Source organism: Pseudoalteromonas sp. S1610 (assembly GCF_005887465.1).
Taxonomy (GTDB): Bacteria; Pseudomonadota; Gammaproteobacteria; order Enterobacterales; family Alteromonadaceae; genus Pseudoalteromonas; species Pseudoalteromonas undina.
Genome location: NZ_PNDI01000195.1, coordinates 1 through 250 on the forward strand (window position 1 = coordinate 1; position 250 = coordinate 250).

Annotated in this window: 1 pseudogene; it reads right to left on the bottom strand. The window is 36.0% G+C overall.

From position 1 onward, the window contains the following. Positions 1-50: 50 nt before the first annotated feature. A pseudogene (locus tag CWB77_RS18540) lies at positions 51-250 on the bottom strand (cell division protein FtsX); the annotation flags it as partial.

Here is a 250-nt window from a genome sequence, read left to right on the forward strand (position 1 = left end):
ATGTTGAGGGTTTCTATACTCGTTGAAATATTTGCCGCTCGGTTAGCTGGTCAAAATACAGCCAAAATAGTCATTGTAAACCACATGACTGCCTTGACAGCAATATAACTTGATGGTAATGCCGCTATTGAATAATGTTGCATTAATAACTGCCGGAGTAAAAGTGCTGAAATAGGACGTAAAAATAAGCCAGCAATCCAAATCAGCGCATTTTCAAAGAAAAAATAATTAACAAATGCAGATTTTCTAC